Below are 12,878 nucleotides of genomic sequence, written 5' to 3'. Positions count from 1 at the left end.
GACCTGATCTATAATCCATCCGAATGGTGAGGCGATCACACATGCTTAAGCCCGAAGCGGCGAACAGGCTCCGCGCCATCGTCGGCGCCGGCGATTACCGCGATGACATAGAGGCGCTCGTCGCTCATTCCTATGACGGTACGCCGATGCTCCAGTCTTTGCCGGACGCCGTCATCTACCCCGAATCGACCGAAGAAGTATCGAAGATTATGGCCGTCCTGGCCGAGTATGGCATCCCGCTCGTCAGCCGCGGCTCCGGATCGAACCTGTCCGGCGGAACCGTTCCGTCGCAAGGCGGCGTCGTCATGGTAATGCACCGGATGAATCGAATTCTAGAGGTTGACCTCGAGAATCTGACGGCTACCGTACAGCCAGGCATCATCACGGCGGAGTTCATCGCCCATGTGGAGTCTCTTGGCCTGTTCTATCCGCCCGATCCGAGCAGCATGCGCATCTCGACGATCGGCGGCAACATCGCCGAATGCTCCGGCGGACTGCGCGGCCTCAAATACGGCACGACGAAGGATTACGTCATCGGTCTGGAAGCCGTGCTCGCCGGCGGCGAAGTGATCCGCACCGGCGGCAAGCTAATGAAGGACGTCGCCGGCTACGACCTGACGAAGCTGCTCGTCGGCTCCGAAGGCACGCTCGCCGTCATTACGGAGGCGACGCTGAAGCTGATCCCGCCGCCGAAGACGAAGAAGACGATGCTCGCCATGTACAAGGATCTATACGGCGCAGCCCGCACCGTCTCGCGCATCATCGAGTCGCGGATCATTCCCGCGACGCTGGAGTTCCTCGACAACCCGACGATCCGGGTCGTCGACGACTTCGCGAAGCTGGGCTTGCCGCTCGATATGGAGGCCATTCTGCTCATCGAGCAGGACGGCGATCCTGAAGCGGTCGAGCGGGATATGGAGCGGATTCGCGAGGTATGCGAGCTGGAGCAGGCCGAACGCGTGGAGGTAGCCGCGACGCGCGAAGAGGCGGAGAAGCTGCTGACCGCGCGGCGCAGCGCCTTCACCGCGCTGGCGCGGCTGCGTCCGACGACCATCCTGGAGGACGCGACCGTGCCGCGCTCGAAGATCGCGGACATGGTGCTGCGCATCAATGAGATCGCGCGCAAGTACAACGTGCAGATCGCGACGTTCGGCCACGCCGGGGACGGGAATCTGCACCCGACGGCGACAACCGATGCGCGCGACCATGAGGAGATCGAGCGCGTCGAGCAGGCGTTCGCCGAGATCTTCGAAGCGGCGATCGAGCTGGGCGGTACGATCACGGGCGAGCATGGCGTCGGCATGGTCAAAGCGCCGTACTTGGAATGGAAGACGGGGCCGGCCGGCATCGCCCTGATGAAGGGTATCAAGCAGGCGTTCGACCCGAAGGGCCTGCTCAATCCGGGCAAGATGTTCGCCAAGGAATCGCGCAAGAGGGTGGTGCTGCAGCATGGCCAATGACACTCCTAAGCTCGGCAAGCCCGATATAGCGCACAGCAACCCGCTGTCTCGCGATATGCTCGCCAAGCTGGACTACGACCAACTGACCAATTGCATGCGCTGCGGCTTCTGCCTGCCGGCGTGCCCGACGTTCCGCGAGACCGGCCTCGAGCCGGAATCCCCGCGCGGCCGGATCGCGCTCATGAAGGCGGTCGCGGACGGCATCATGGAACCCAATCAGGCATTCCAGGACCAGATGTACCATTGCCTTGGCTGCCGGGCTTGCGAGCCCGCCTGCCCTGCCGACGTCAAATACGGGCGGCTGATCGAGCAGGCGCGGGACGTCATCGAGGATCACGCCAAGCATTCCGCTCCGGTGAAGGTAATGCGCAAGGCGGTATTCAGCAGCCTGTTCCCGAACCGGTCTCGGCTGAAGTGGCTCGGGCGCTCGCTCGGCGCGTACCAGAAGTCGGGGCTGCGCAAGCTCGCCCGCGGAACCGGGGCGATGAAGCTGTTCCCCAAGCATCTGCGCGAGATGGAAGCCATTCTGCCCGACGCCTCGGGCAAAGGGGTCCTCGAGCGGCTTGGCGGGGAATTCTACCCGGCCAAGGGCGAGCCGATCGGCCGCGTCGGCATGTTCCGCGGCTGCATCATGGACGTTATGTTCGCCGAGACGAATGTCCGCACGGTGAAGCTGCTGTCCGAAGCCGGGTTCGACGTCGTTATCCCGGACACTCAAGTGTGCTGCGGCGCGCTGCATGCCCACAGCGGCGAGATGGACGGCGCCCGCGAGCTGGCGCGCAGCAATATCGCCGCGTTCAAAGCCGCCGGGGTGGACTACATCGCCTCCAACGCGGGCGGCTGCGGTGCGCTGCTGATAGAGTATGACCATCTGCTGCATGAAGAAGACGCATGGCGCGAGGATGCCGAATGGTTCGCCAAGCGCGTGATCGACGTCAGCGCGCTGATCGTCGAGAAGGGCCGCGTCCCGGCATTCGCGGAGAGGATGGCCAGGAATCTGAGCGGCGCGGCTGCCGACACCGCATCGGTCAACCCTGATCAGACGCCGAAGACGCTTATCACCTATCAGGACTCGTGCCATCTGCGCAATGTCATGAAGGGCTCAGACGCGCCAAGGCGCCTGATGCGAAGCGTGGCGGGCGTGTCGTTCGTGGAGATGAAGGAAGCCGACCGCTGCTGCGGCTCGGCCGGCATCTACAACGTGACGCAGCCGGAGATGGCCGGCCAGATCCTTGAGCACAAGATGGAGCACGCGAACCGGACGGAAGCCCGCTACCTGCTCACGAGCAACCCCGGCTGCCTGCTGCAGATGAAGCTGGGCATCGAGAAGCACGGCGACAGCTCGCGGATGGAAGCGATGCACATCGTCGACTTCCTGTACGAACGTCTGGCAGCGGAAGATGCGAATGAGAGGAATTAGTCGATTCGAGACTAACCCCCTTGCACAGGCGCAGGCAGCCAGATTTAGCTCGCGAACGAACGATCTCGACGCTAAGACGGCAAGCTTCGCGCGAATTAATTCGCGAATAGACTAACTCATTGACCGGGTGACGCGATTGGCCGGAATTAGTTCGCGAACGAATGAACTCGACCCTCGAATGGTGCACACAGCCAGAATTAGTTCGCAGACGAACTAACTCAGTCATGGAACCTTCAAGGAACTCGAATTAGTTCGCAGACAGACTAACTCGGCTGCCGGCCGGCGCGATCGAGGGTAGTTAGTCGGAGCGTTCGGCACATGGTCGGAATACGGTCCTCGGACAATAGGCGAGTTGCTATAACGTGACGTGACAGTCGCTAATACAAGCGCCCCCCTCACCCCCAACACATCAATAAAACAGCCTTCGGCCGGACGCATCCGAACGAAGGCTGTTTGCTTATTGAACCTATTAAGCTTCCCACTGCAGCTGGCGGCCGCCGAGCAGATGATAGTGCAGATGCTGCACCGTCTGCTGGCCGTGCACCCCGACGTTCGTGACGACCCGGAAGCCGGACTCGTCGACGCCCATCTGCTTAGCTACCTTCTGAAGCACCAGGTGAAGATGCCCGATCAGTTCCTTGTCCTCTTCCCCGATCTCGAGCACGGACGCGATGTGCTTCTTCGGAATCGTCAGCACGTGCACCGGCGCGAGCGGGCTGATGTCGTGGAACGAGACGACGCGATCATCTTCGTACACTTTGGTGGACGGAATCTCGCCTTTAATAATTTTGCAGAAAATACAATCATCCATCGTAGTCATCCTCCTTGGATCTGCACGCCGCTTCGCTTAGTTCGTCGGCAGCCCTTCGGCCCCGTTCGCCAGCCAGTCTCGCAGCGCGACCTTGCGAATCTTGCCCGTATTCGTCATCGGAAGCTCCGGCACCAGGTGCAAGAGGTCCGGGAATTGGAACTTCGCCAGTCCCCGCTCCCCGAGGAAGTCTCGCAGCTCAGGCAGCGTGAACGCCGGCGCGTCTTCCTTCAGCACGGCGCAGGCGGCGATCTGCTGGCCCAGCGTGTCGTGCGGCGCTGCGACGACGGCGATCATCTGCACCGACGGATGCTCGGCGATGACGTCCTCGACGCCCTTCGGATCGATCTTCGTGCCGCCGCGGTTGATGACGTCGTCCACGCGCGCGACGAAGGAGTAGCGCCCGTTCGCGTTCTTGCGAAGCAAGTCGCCGGAATGGAACCAGCCATCGGCATCATATTGCCGCTCGGCGGCGACCTTGTTGCGGAAGTAACCGGCGCTGAAGTTCGGTCCGCGCGCCCACATCTCGCCTTCCACGCCTGTCTCGGCAATCTCGTTGCCGTCCTCGTCCATCAACTTGATCTCGACGCCCGGTATCTGCGAGCCGATCGTGCTGCTGATGATCTCGAGCGTATCGTCCGGGCGGGTCGCCACGACGACGAGCCCTTCCGTCCAGCCGAACATGGCGGCGACCTTGAAGCCGCCGTCCGCCTGCAGGCGCTGCAGCACAGCGCTCGGCACCGGCGCGCCGGCGTAGATGAACAGCTTAATGCTGGACGTGTCGGCCGACTTCAGGTTCGGCGCATTGGCGACGTGAATGACGTGCGGCGGCGCGCCGACCAGGAAGTTCGCCTTCTCCGCTTCGACCTTCTGCAGCACTTGGCGGGCGGAGAAGCGGTCGACGAGCACGATGCGGCAGCCGGTCACGATGCTCATCTGAACGCCGAGCATGCCCGTCTGGTGGTAGATCGGCGCGATATCGAGGACGGTGTCGCCCGGCTGGAAGCCGAAGTTCTTCGCGTACGCCCGAAGCGCCCAGATATAGCTGGCATGCAGATGGACGACGCCCTTCGGGGAACCGGTCGTTCCCGAAGTGAACACCATCAGGTAGCCGTCCAGCGGCTGCGCCTTGTTCGCTTCGAGCACGTCGTCGGGCAGCTTCTTAGAACCGTCGCGCAGCGATGCGAACGTGATCGTGTCGCCCTTCGGCTGCGCCTCTTCGCCTTGAAGCACGATGCGCTCCAGCGCCGGCACCGATTCGCGCACTTCCAAAGCCATCTCGTAGAGCGATTGGCCGCGATAATTTTCAGACAGAATCCAGATCTTCGCCCCGGACTGCTCCAGGCTGCGCACGATCGCGTCGCGTCCCAAGTCGATCTGCTGGCAGACGATAACCGCTCCGATCCGCGCGGCGCCGAAGACGGCTACGAGGTAATCGAGCACGTTCGGCAGTTGAATCGCCACCCGGTCGCCCCGGCGAATGCCCAGCTCGTAGAGACTGGCCGCGAACGTCTCCACTTCATTCCATAGCTCGCGGTACGTCAGGCTCCGTGTCTCGTCCTTATGTACGAGATCGGGGTACTTGTCCACGCTCTGCTTCAGCAGGTCCACGGCGGATTCGTTCGTCCAGACGCCCTGGTCCAGATACGCCTGCGCGCGTTCCAGCGACAGCGTTCGACCTTCGAAATCAAACATATAAGATCACTCCCTTGGCTAGGATATTTGTTGCCGCTCGGCTTGCCTTACTTCGATTGCTGCTCTGCCAAGAAGCCGACGACGGCTCCGACCGAATTCAGACGCTTCATCTCCGATTCCGGCACGCGGACCGAGAATTCGTCCTCCAGGCTGATGACCAGCTCTGTCAGGTCGAGGGAATCGGCGCCATAATCGTCTACGAAGTCGGCATCGTCCCGTATGTCGGCCGGTTCTACGCGAAGCTGCTCATGGACGAGCTGCTTCACCTTCTCTTCGATCTGTTCTTTGCTCCATTGTTCCGGCATGGACTACGACTCCTTTATGTGGGAAATACTAGCTTCAAATTCGCAAAACATATTCTTACATTCTCGTGTTAATATAAATATGTTAGCATCTATAATGGTACATCTAAGCTAGATTCATTTCAATGCGCCAGATGCGTTAGTACGTAGAGGTTAAAAAAGGAGGTTGGCCCTTCGTGGCTGAGCAAACTCGTATCGTCGTTACCGGAATGGGAGCCGTGACTCCATACGGTGCCGGCGTTTCTTCTTTTTGGGAAGGCATTATCTCCGGGCGGTCCGCCATTATCGAGACGCCCGATGAATACTTAAGGCAATGGGCCCCGGCCACGGCGCCGGCTGTCAGCTTCAAGCCTGAACAATTCATGAATCCACGCCTGCTGCAGCAGACGGATCGCTTCACCCAGCTGGCGATCGCGGCGGTCGCAGAAGCGCTGCAGGACGCCGGATGGGCGGACGGCGCGGCGTTGCACGACAGCTGCGCTTCGGATCGCATCGGCATCTCCGTCGGCAATTCGCTCGGCGGCGTCCAGTCGCTGGAGGAAGGCTCCGCCCGCCTCTCCTCCGGCAAGTCGAGCCGCGTCAGCGCCCGGCTCGTGCCGAAGGCGCTGCCGAACGCCGCCGCCGGGACGATCGCCAAGCTGCATGACATTCACGGCCCGGTCATGACGTACTCCGCCGCCTGCGCCTCTTCGGCCAACTCGATCGGCGAGGCGAGCTATTGGCTCCGGCTGGACCAAGCCGACGTCGTGCTGGCGGGCGGCACGGAATGCCTGTTCAGCCCGTCCATTCTGTCCAGCCTTCGCAGCGCAGGCGCGCTGGCCGACGGCGAAGGCGACTTCGCCGCCTGGTCGCGGCCGTTCGACAAGAACCGGACCGGCATGGTCATGGGCGAAGGCGCCGCCTTCCTCGTGCTGGAGAAGCTGGAGCACGCGCGGGCGCGCGGAGCGAAGATCTACGCCGAGCTCGTCGGTTACGGCACGTCCAACGACGCCTATCATGAGACGTCGCCGGATCCGACCGGGCGCAGCGCCAAGCTGGCCATGGAACGGGCGCTTCGCAGCGCAGGACTGGGCGTCGGCGATATTGATTACATCAACGCGCATGCCACCGCCACGCCGGCTGGCGACCAAGCCGAGGCGAACGCGCTCCGCGAGCTGTTCGGCGAAGAGCTGAACCGCATTCCGGTCAGCTCGATCAAGGGCTCGGTCGGCCACATGCTCGGAGCGGCCGGCGCGATCGAGAGCGTTGCCTGCGTGAAGGCGCTGGGCGAGGGCATTCTCCCTCCAACCGTCAATTGCGACGACAAGGAGGACTGGGCTCCAGCGGATATTGTTCCCAACGCAAGCCGCGTTCAACCTGTGAAGCGGGTGCTAAGCAATTCGTTCGGATTCGGTGGCCAGAACGGAGTTCTGATCTGGCAGCATGCCGATCTGCTTCGGTAATTTGGGCGGGAAACTCCGCGTCTTGTGCCAAGACGTACAGGGTTCTCTCCAATAAAGGAACGGCGTTCCGTTATTGGCGAACTGAATTGCGATGTGCGCGAAGTAACGGAACAGCGTTCCGTTATTCCCGCGTTTTAAGCTGAATACTCGAATGAATGCCGCGGATAACGGAACGGTGTTCCTCTATTGCGTCTACGAGCACGTATTTGAGGCCAGACAACGGAACAGCGTTCCGCTAATGCGTCAACGAGCAGGTGCTTGCAAGAAATCGCGGAACCTGCTTCCGATATGGTATGAGCGGCTAGAGATGCATGAGTTGTGCATGAGCTGCGAACTTTTCGGCTAAGCGTCGAGACATTCTCTACAACCTGGGCAAATGATCGGTTTTTCCGGTCATTTGTCTTTTTTTGTTGTCAACTTATGTCACGCATTCCTCCAACGCTATTTTTTTATATTCCGATAACCCTTAGCTAATTGTATAAAAATGATAGTTTGCTATATTTAAGTAGAATCTATTTATACAAATGATGGGAGGAATTATAACAAGTGAGAAAAAATCCATTTCGCAGATTCGCATGGATCGCATTAGCCGCTCTTACGGTTCTATCGAACGGCTTCGGATTCGCGGCCAGCCATGCCTCGGCCGCGAATGCCGACGGCTCCTTGACCGTCGCGGAAGCGATCGCCTCCAACAGCGGAACCGCAACGGTGGAAGGCTACATCGTCGGCCATGCGACCGGGTCGAGAACGGCAGACTTCGCAGCCCCGTATGGCAACGACTTCAACTTCTTGATGGCGGATTCCCCGAATGAGCAAGACCTGACCAAAGTGCTGGACGTGCAAGTCTCATCGGGCTACCGCGCGGAATTCGGGCTGCAGACGAACCCGGAGCTGATCGGCGCGAAGGTGAAGGTAGCCGGTGCGCTCGGCGCCTACAACAACTTCCCCGGATTAAAGTCCCCAACGGCGATGTCGCTGCTTGAGGGTTCGGACCCCGGCGATCCTGAAGATCCAGGAGACCCGGGCGATCCTGGCGATCCTGGCGATCCTGGCTCCGGCGACCCTGACGAAGACGTGCCTCCGCTGCCTAGCGGCGAAGGCAAGAAAGTGCTCTTCGACAACACGCACGGCCAGACGGCTGGCGCAGCGGACTGGGTCATCGACGGCGCCTTCTCCGACTTCGCCGACGGCCTGCGCGCGGTCGGATTCACCGTCGAATCGCTCGACCGCCCGGTTCCTTACACGTTCGCTGAACCAGCGATCACACTCTCCAAGCTGCAGGATTACGACGTCTTCATCGTTAGCGAACCGAACGTTCCGTTCAAGCAGTCCGAGCAGGACGCGATGCTGGATTACGTGCAGAACGGCGGCAGCATCTTCTTCATCGGCGACCACTACAACGCCGATCGGAACAAGAACCGCTGGGACGGCTCGGAGGCGATGAACGGCTTCCGCCGCGGCGCATGGGACAACCCCGCCAAGGGCATGTCCGCTGAAGAAGCCGCTTCCCCTGCGATGGACGGCGTCGTCAGCTCCGACTGGCTGGCCGACAACTTCGGCATCCGCTTCCGCTACAACGCGCTCGGCGACGTCGAGCACATGACCGACGTCGTGTCGCCGAGCCAATCGTTCGGCATTACGGCGAACGTCGACTCCATCGCGATGCACGCAGGCTCCACGCTGGCCATTCTCGATCCGGCCAAGGCCAAAGGCATCGTCTATCCGCCGGCGAACGTATCCGCATGGGGCAACGCCGTCGATCAAGGCGTCTATGAGAATGGCGGACGCGCTGAGGGGCCGTATGCGGCAGTGAGCAAAGTAGGCGCCGGCAAAGCCGCGTTCATCGGCGACTCCTCGCCTGTCGAGGACATCACGCCGAAGTATCTTCGCGAAGACAACGGCTCGAAGAAAACAACCTACGACGGCTTCAAGGAAGCGGACGACGGCGCCTTCCTCGTCCAAACCGTTCAATGGCTCGCCCATGACGAGAGCTTCACCGACTTCACGCAAGTGTCCGGCCTTCAGCTCGATTCGCCGACAACGCTGCTCCCGTTCGAGGAGCCGGCGCAATCGACCGAGCCGCAGCCGGAGCCGTGGGCAGCTCCGGATCCTGGTTACAAGTGGTATGATCCGGCGACGTTCAAGCCCGGCTCCTACGGCTCGACCCAAGAGCCCCCTGTTCAGCCGGCATATACCCTCGTGCATCAAAGCCAGCTGCCGAACGCGGAGACGTTCCAGATCCGCGTACAGGCAGACAACTTGTTACCCGGGCGGACGTTGTCCGGCCTATCGCTCGGCATCTACCTGACCGGCGGCACGCAAGTTGCCAAGATTCAGAACGCGGACGGCACTTGGCCTTCCTCGTACGGCTACAGCTCCGCTTTCTCCGTGACGGCGGACGCGACTGGGCACGCGATCAAGGATCTGAACGTCCAGATCAATCCGTCCGTCTCCGGTACGGCCAACCTCCGATTCCGGGTGAACGGCACGAATACAATTACGAAGACAGTGGCGATAGCGAACGTGCCTGCCGAGCCGCTGCCGGAAGACAAGCCGCCGGTGCCGGAGAAGATCGCCATCGCAGCCGCTCGCCAAGCGCCGGAAGGAACGCTCGTGACAGTTGAAGGCGTCATTACGTCGGAGCCGGGCGCCTTCGGAGGCCAAGCGTTCTATATGCAGGACGACACGGCAGGCATCTATGTCTATCAATCCGCCGCAGGCTTCCATGCCGGCGATGTGATTACGATCAGCGCGAAGAAGACGGCGTACAACACCGAGCTCGAATTGACCGATCCGGTTATCCTCGAGAAGATCGGCACGGCGCCGATCCCGGCGCCTATCGTTCAGACCGAGCTTAGCGAGAGCAACCAAGGCCGCTTGGTGACGCTTGAGAATGTAACGATCAGCAGCTACATGACCGCGACGCCGGCCGGTTCCTTCGAATTCGACGCGAACGGCACGCACATTCGGATCGACGGCCGCACGGGCATTCAGATGACCGCCTTCCAAACGCTGTATCCGGAAGGCAGCGTCGTGAACCTGACCGGCATCTCGGCGATCTTCCGGGGCGTCTATCAGTTGAAGCCGCTCTCGATGGATCACGTCGCGCTTGCCGACGCGGCCGCTCCCGCGACGACGGCGACTGCTGACGGGCTGACGGGTGAAAATGTATACAATAACCGCGACGTGACGCTCGTCTTCACGGCAACGGACAGCGGCGCGGGCGTCGAGAAGACAGAGTTCAGCTTGAACGGCGGTACATGGACGGCTGCAGCAGGTCCTGTCGTGATCTCGGCGGAAGGCCGCAACGTGGTGGCCTACCGTTCAACGGACAAGGCGGGCAATGTGGAAGCCGCCCAGACGATCGCCGTCTGGATCGACAAGACGAGCCCAGAGGTCGTCTTCACCGGCTCGCCGGTCTTCCAGCCGACGGACAGCGCCATTGATCTCGCCGCGGCCGCAGCGGACTCGCTGAGCGGCGTGAAGTCCGTCAGCTACGCGCTGGACGGCATCGCGATCGACTCGATCGGTTCGATATCGCCGATCGACCTGGCTGCCGGCGACCACACGCTTGTCGTCACAGCTGAGGATCGCGCAGGCAATGTCACGACGGTCTCCGTCACGCTGACGTCCAGCGTCGACCTGGCCAGCCTGTCCGATCTCGTCTCCTACGGCGAGGAGCAAGGGCTGTTCAAGAATCACGGCGCGGCGCAGAGCCTGCAGGCCAAGCTCAAGAACATCGAAGCGGCGGAGCAACTGGACGAGCTCGAGAACTGGATCGAGCAGCACGCCGGCAAGCAGATTGATGAGAGCTTCGCGGAGCAACTGCTCGACGCGGTAGCCTACATGAGAGCTAGCGAGTAACCTCCCGGCGATCGCTAGCGCGCAAGCCAGCAATTAATAGCTCGTTGCCGCTTAATAACGCCAAAGCCGTCCTTCGGGCATCACTCCTGAAGGGCGGCTTTGGCTTATATCCGCTTAAAGTACCGATAGACCCGCTCCAGCTTGGCTTCCTGCCTGCCCCTCGGACTCTCCATTCTTCCGAATTCGAAGAACTTCACCTTGCGGATTCCCACGAAGTTGAACAGCGCTCTCCTCATTAGCATCTTGTGCGCATTGTGGAGCCAGAATAGCGGATATAGCGCGGGACCCTTCATCGTCGATACGCATACAACCGACCTTCCCTTGAGAAGTCCTTCCGGAAGAAGCCCCTTCTTATCCCGATAAGCGAAGCCTGAGGCGAACATCTGATCAATATAGCCAAGCAGCATCGCAGGCGGCCTCCCCCACCATATTGGGTAGATCAGCACGATCTTATCGGCGCGGAGCAGCTGCGCTCTATACTTCGCGAGGCGCGGATCTTGGTGCATGTCCCTCCGGCGCTTATGCTCGTTGAAGACAAGCACCGGATCGAACCCATCTTCGTACAGATCCAGCACCTCCACCTCCGAGATCCGCGGATTCTCCCGGCTTCCCTGGATCACCTTCTGCAGGAAGGCGTAGCTTAAACTCCGGTGATTGGGATGCGCGAAAAGGATCAATACTCTCATTCTGACTCTCCCCTTATAGTTATCATTTGATAACTTAAAGGTAGCGTTACTGAAGTTAGTTGTCAATAGATAATTGTTTTATGATAATCACTTTGCTATCTTATCTTGTATGAGGTGATCCTGTATGGATAACAACGCCGTCTTCCAGAGGTTTATAACCTTCACTGCCGCTGTTCACCAGGTAACAAATGAATTTATGAAGGAGCTGCGATTGGATTCCGTAACCCCGGTGCAGTACGGCATCCTGCAATATATCGCCATACACCAGCCGGTCACGCCGAGTCAGATCAGCGAATGCCAGCATATTTCCATGCCCAATACGAGCCGCGAGCTGAAGAAGCTGTACGAACGCGAGCTATGCGAGAAAATTGACGCACCCGAGGATCGGCGCAAGCAATATATCCGTCTGACTCCAGGGGGCGAAGCATTGATGAACGAAGCGTTCGCCTATCTTCAGTCCCGATTCCTGGAGCAAATCCGCGATGTCTCGGCTGAAGAGCTTGCCGATATCGAGCAGGCGTTGGGCCTGTTGGAAGCCAAGGTGTTCTATACCCGGTAACGCAGGCAACGCAGACAAGCGCTGTGCCAATAGTCAACAAAGCGAACAAGGCCGTTCCCTATCGGGAGACGGCCTTGTTCAATAAGCACCGCAATCATTCCGCCGACCCGATGAACTCCTCGAGGTCGCGGTCCGCCTTGGATTGATTGCATTCGTTGCAGGCGCAGACGCAGTTGACCGGCGTCGTGTGCCCGCCTTTGGCGCGGGGCAGCAGATGGTCGATCGTGTCGCCGTACTTCCCGCAGAAGTGGCAGATGTAGTTGTCGCGCGTCAGGATCATGCGGCGGAATTCCTTGTTGCTGTAGATCCGGCGAATCGTATGCCGGTTAATGACGACGGCGGCGTGCTCCCGCACGAGCGTCATCGCCAGCTCCGGGTCAACCTCCTGGTACCAGCGCCGCCCGTTGTCGGTCTTGCCTCGCATGCGGATGAAGCCGGCGCGCGTCGGCCGCAGCATGGAGGCGTCCCCGGGAGCGGTCTTGTGCGACTTCGGCTTCACCTCCGCCGGCACGATCGGTTCGGCGGCGGCGACCGATGCGGGAGCGCCTGCCTTCTTGCGCTTGCCTCGGCGGCGGCGCTTCTTCGGCGGCGCTGCCGTGCTGGCCGCCGTCTCGGCAGCGGCCCCTGGCGACTGCGCCGCAT

10 protein-coding genes are annotated in these 12,878 nt (G+C 60.7%); 5 read left to right on the top strand and 5 right to left on the bottom strand.

Annotated features, from left to right (window positions below; translation table 11 throughout):
- The first annotated feature begins 41 nt into the window (after positions 1-41).
- Positions 42-1,460 carry an FAD-binding oxidoreductase gene (locus tag H4Q31_RS03070; RefSeq protein ID WP_185177597.1) on the top strand — a complete coding sequence of 473 codons (1,419 nt, stop codon included), beginning with the start codon at positions 42-44 and terminating at the stop codon, positions 1,458-1,460.
- Positions 1,450-2,880, top strand: a complete 1,431-nt coding sequence (locus H4Q31_RS03065; protein ID WP_185177596.1) for a (Fe-S)-binding protein — start codon at positions 1,450-1,452, stop codon at positions 2,878-2,880. Before H4Q31_RS03070 ends, H4Q31_RS03065 begins: the two co-directional genes overlap by 11 nt.
- A gap of 469 nt (positions 2,881-3,349) precedes the next feature.
- Here H4Q31_RS03065 and H4Q31_RS03060 read toward each other — a convergent pair whose 3' ends face one another.
- Genes H4Q31_RS03060 through acpP form a run of 3 tightly spaced genes read right to left on the bottom strand, consistent with a single transcriptional unit; the run spans position 3,350 to position 5,688 of the window.
- On the bottom strand, positions 3,350-3,691 hold the full coding sequence (locus H4Q31_RS03060) for a histidine triad nucleotide-binding protein (protein ID WP_185177595.1): 342 nt from the start codon (positions 3,689-3,691) through the stop codon (positions 3,350-3,352).
- Positions 3,692-3,727: 36 nt separating this feature from the next.
- Entirely contained in the window at positions 3,728-5,383 is a 1,656-nt protein-coding gene (locus tag H4Q31_RS03055) for a class I adenylate-forming enzyme family protein (RefSeq protein ID WP_185177594.1), read from the bottom strand.
- A gap of 47 nt (positions 5,384-5,430) precedes the next feature.
- Positions 5,431-5,688 (bottom strand): acyl carrier protein, encoded by a 258-nt coding sequence (gene acpP / locus H4Q31_RS03050; protein WP_185177593.1) that lies wholly within the window; start codon positions 5,686-5,688, stop codon positions 5,431-5,433.
- Positions 5,689-5,861: 173 nt separating this feature from the next.
- On the opposite strand from acpP, the gene H4Q31_RS03045 reads away from it, so the two are divergent.
- Together H4Q31_RS03045 and H4Q31_RS21330 are read left to right on the top strand one after the other, a co-directional pair.
- Complete coding sequence (locus tag H4Q31_RS03045; RefSeq protein ID WP_185177592.1) at positions 5,862-7,127, top strand: beta-ketoacyl-[acyl-carrier-protein] synthase family protein; 1,266 nt, start codon at positions 5,862-5,864, stop codon at positions 7,125-7,127.
- 546 nt (positions 7,128-7,673) lie between these two features.
- Positions 7,674-10,991, top strand: a complete 3,318-nt coding sequence (locus tag H4Q31_RS21330) for a DUF6359 domain-containing protein (protein WP_311771674.1) — start codon at positions 7,674-7,676, stop codon at positions 10,989-10,991.
- Positions 10,992-11,095: 104 nt separating this feature from the next.
- Here H4Q31_RS21330 and H4Q31_RS03035 read toward each other — a convergent pair whose 3' ends face one another.
- Positions 11,096-11,677 (bottom strand): NAD(P)H-dependent oxidoreductase, encoded by a 582-nt coding sequence (locus H4Q31_RS03035; RefSeq protein WP_185177591.1) that lies wholly within the window; start codon positions 11,675-11,677, stop codon positions 11,096-11,098.
- A 124-nt stretch (positions 11,678-11,801) separates the two neighbouring features.
- Between H4Q31_RS03035 and H4Q31_RS03030 the strand changes: the two genes are divergently transcribed.
- Complete coding sequence (locus H4Q31_RS03030) at positions 11,802-12,236, top strand: MarR family winged helix-turn-helix transcriptional regulator (protein ID WP_185177590.1); 435 nt, start codon at positions 11,802-11,804, stop codon at positions 12,234-12,236.
- 94 nt (positions 12,237-12,330) lie between these two features.
- Here H4Q31_RS03030 and H4Q31_RS03025 read toward each other — a convergent pair.
- Positions 12,331-12,878, bottom strand: a 548-nt coding sequence (locus H4Q31_RS03025) for an HNH endonuclease (protein ID WP_260440093.1), incomplete at its 5' end; no start/stop codon positions are given.

The organism is Cohnella lubricantis (assembly GCF_014212015.1).
Classification (GTDB): domain Bacteria; phylum Bacillota; class Bacilli; order Paenibacillales; family Paenibacillaceae; genus Cohnella; species Cohnella lubricantis.
The sequence above is the reverse complement of the archived record's forward strand: the minus strand, read 5'-3'. Positions and strand labels throughout refer to the sequence as shown.